This window comes from Pseudokineococcus marinus, from assembly GCF_013004605.1.
GTDB lineage: Bacteria > Actinomycetota > Actinomycetes > Actinomycetales > Quadrisphaeraceae > Pseudokineococcus > Pseudokineococcus marinus.
In genome coordinates this window covers 1-2,962 of sequence record NZ_JABEMA010000345.1, presented here as the reverse complement: position 1 = coordinate 2,962, position 2,962 = coordinate 1, and the positions used below count along the sequence as shown (strand labels likewise).

5 protein-coding genes are annotated in these 2,962 nt (G+C 76.6%); all 5 read right to left on the bottom strand.

The genetic code is table 11. The annotated features are described in order from the left end of the window. The coding region (locus HLB09_RS15145) for a diacylglycerol/lipid kinase family protein (protein ID WP_212771173.1) at positions 1-298 on the bottom strand (298 nt) is incomplete at its 3' end. Positions 299-392: 94 nt separating this feature from the next. Then, positions 393-1,172, bottom strand: a complete 780-nt coding sequence (gene tatC, locus HLB09_RS15140) for a twin-arginine translocase subunit TatC (RefSeq protein ID WP_171204158.1) — start codon at positions 1,170-1,172, stop codon at positions 393-395. A gap of 51 nt (positions 1,173-1,223) precedes the next feature. Beyond that, positions 1,224-1,496 carry a Sec-independent protein translocase subunit TatA gene (tatA, locus tag HLB09_RS15135; RefSeq protein ID WP_171204157.1) on the bottom strand — a complete coding sequence of 91 codons (273 nt, stop codon included), beginning with the start codon at positions 1,494-1,496 and terminating at the stop codon, positions 1,224-1,226. Between the two features lie 11 nt (positions 1,497-1,507). Beyond that, positions 1,508-1,852 (bottom strand): hypothetical protein, encoded by a 345-nt coding sequence (locus HLB09_RS15130; protein WP_171204156.1) that lies wholly within the window; start codon positions 1,850-1,852, stop codon positions 1,508-1,510. Positions 1,853-1,862: 10 nt separating this feature from the next. Continuing rightward, positions 1,863-2,962, bottom strand: a 1,100-nt coding sequence (locus tag HLB09_RS15125; RefSeq protein ID WP_322790210.1) for a helix-turn-helix transcriptional regulator, incomplete at its 5' end; no start/stop codon positions are given.

Below are 2,962 nucleotides of genomic sequence, written 5' to 3'. Positions count from 1 at the left end.
GGGCGACGTCGTCGCCGGTGCCCGCGGGCACGAGCCCCAGGGGCAGGTCGTGGGCCGCCGCGACCTCGGCGCCGAGGTGGGCCATGCCGTCCCCGCCGACGACCACGACGGCGTCGGCGCCCTCGGCGGCGACGTGGGCCCGGCGCAGGGACCGCGAGGCCGAGCTGCCGGTGGCGTCGAAGACGCGGACGCCGAGCCGCGCCAGCTCGCGGCGCGCCGTCTCGGACGCCCCCCGCCCCCGACCGGCGCCCGAGACGGGGTTGGTGAGGAGGCAGACGAGCGGGTCGGCGGCGCTCACCCGGCGGCCGTCGCGACCGGCGCGCCCGGCAGGCCTCGCGCTGCGGTCCCCACGGCGGGGGCGCTCACGGCCGGGGTGGTCACGGCCGGGCACCTCACAGGGGGGCCGCCTCGTCGTCCGACAGGCCGGCGTAGCCCTCGCGCTCGTCCCTGCGTCGCCGGCGACGGTCGTTGATCGCGGCCACGCCGATGGCGAGGAAGAACAGCGCGCACAGAGGGACGGCGAGGAAGAACATCGCCGTCGGCTCCGGGCTCGGCGTGAGGACCGCCGCGAGCACGAAGGCCAGGACGACGACCCACCGCCAGGCCGCCAGGATCGTCCGGGCGGGCAGCAGACCCACGAAGTTCAGGGCGACGAGGACGACCGGCAGGAGGAACGACGCCCCGAAGGCGAGCAGGATCCTCATGATGAAGCCGATGTACATCGACGTGTCGATGATGTTGACGGTGCCCTCGGGCGTGAGGTCCACGAGGAAGGACACCGCGCGCGGGAGGGCGACGTAGGCGAGCGCCACGCCGCTGAGGAAGAGCGGCACGGCCGCGACGACGAAGCCGACGGTGTAGCGCTTCTCGCGGCGCGTGAGGCCCGGCGTGACGAAGGCCCACAGCTGCCACAGCCAGACGGGGCTCGACACGAGCAGGCCCGTGAAGATCGACACCTTGACCTTGAGGTCGAAGGCGCCCGTCACGCTGCCGATGTTCGTCGTGATGTCGTCCTCGCGTCCGGCCTCCCGCGCGGCCTCCGTCAGCGGGACCGTCAGCAGGCCGAAGACGAGGTCGAAGAGGAACCACCCGGCGACGGCGCCGAGCAGCACCGCGACGGCCGACCAGACCAGCCGGTTCCGCAGCTCGCGCAGGTGCGACCCGAGGGGCATGCGCCCCTCGGGGTCCTTCCGGCGGCGGCTCGGCGTCCGCAGCGCCACGGGTCAGGAGGCGCGGTGCTGCTCGTCGCGCTGCTCGCGACGGGCCTCGTCCACGGCGCGCCCCTCGAGGGGCTGCGCGGCGGGTCGCTGCTCCGGCTCGGCGGTGGCGGGCTTGGCCTCGTCGTCGTCGTCGCGCAGGCTCTTGACCTCGGTCTTGAGGATGCGCAGGGACTTGCCCACGCTGCGCGTGACGTCGGGGAGCCGCTTGGCGCCGAAGAGGATGACGATGATCCCGACGAGGATCAGGACCTGCCAGAGCGAGATGTCCCGGAGCATGGCGGAACCCTTCAGTCGGTGGTGCGAGCGGCGCGCGTCGTCGTCCGGCCCAGCGTACGACTCCCCCGCCCGGCCTGTCGGCGACGGGCGCGTGTCCGCTGGGCCAACCGCTGGGTGCGCTCCCGGCGCAGGGCGACCGGGTCGTCGAAGGCCGTGGTGACGACCGGCTCGCGGGGCTTCTCGGCCTGCAGGCGGCTCACCTGCTCGGACAGCTCGGCGGCGACCTGGCTCGCGCGCTCGACCTCGGCGAGGCTGGCGAGCCCCTTGCGCCACAGGCCGAGCCCGAGGCGCAGGAGCACCACGGCGGCGCCGACGACGAGCACCAGCCACAGGAGCACCCACATCCACCAGGTCACGGGGGCGACCCTAGCCGCGGTGCCGGACGAGGCCGGGCCCGCCGGCGCCGTCGGCCCGCCGCTCGTCCCCGTCCTCCGGCCGCTCGTCCCCGTCGTCCGCCCCGGCCGCGGCGAGGGCCGCCCGGGCGGCGGTGGCCACCTGGTCCGCCAGCGCGGGCGGCGACACCACGCGCGCCGCACCGCCGAGCCGCAGGACGAGGCGGCGCAGCCAGCCGTCGTCGGCCACCCGCAGCCGCACCCGCACGCCCCCGGGGGCGTCGAGGCGCTCCGTGACGTCCTCGACGGGCACCGACTCGGCGACCCACCGGGCGCCGGCGTCGAGGTCGAGGACGACGAGGGGCACCTCGTCGCCGGGGGCGAAGAGGCTGCTGCCGAGGTCGCGGGCCACGGCGTCCGGCGGCGGAGTGCCGTCCGCGTCGAGCTCCTCGGCGGCGAGGACCCGGTCGAGGCGGAACCGCCGGACGCCCTGCGCCCGGTGGCACCACGCCTGCAGGTACCAGCGGCCGTCGAGGGACTCGAGCTCCATCGGGTCGACGTCCCGCTCCGTCGTCTCGTCGCGCGTGGCCACGAGGTAGCTCAGGTGCAGGCGCCGGCTCCGCGAGAGGGCCCCGCGGACGACGGCGAGGACCCCCGGGTCGGCGCCGGCGGCCAGGTCGAGCTGGACGGAGCCGGCCGCGGCGGCGGCGTCCCCGGCGGCGGCCGAGAGCTTGGCGAGCGCGCCCTCGAGGGCGGCGCTGTCCTCGACCCCCTGGAGGTCCGCCAGGGTCCGGAGTCCGACGAGGAGGGCCAGCGCCTCGTCCTGCCCGAGGCGCAGCGGGCGGGCGATGGCGTCGGCGTTGCCGAGGTAGACGTGCCCCGACTCCCACTCCGCCTCGATGAGGTCGTCGGGCATGTGGCCCGGCGTCCCGCACACGAAGAGGAGCTCGAGGTCGGCGACGAGCTGGTCGGTGGAGATGGCGAAGTGCCGGGCGGCGTCCTCGAGGGCGACGCCCTGGCGCTCGAGGAGCCAGGGCACCATCGCCAGGAGCCGGGAGAGCCGGTCGCCGGCCCCCGCTCCGGGGGCGACGGCGCCGGGCCCGGCGGCGCGCCCGCCGCCGCTCCCGCCGGTCC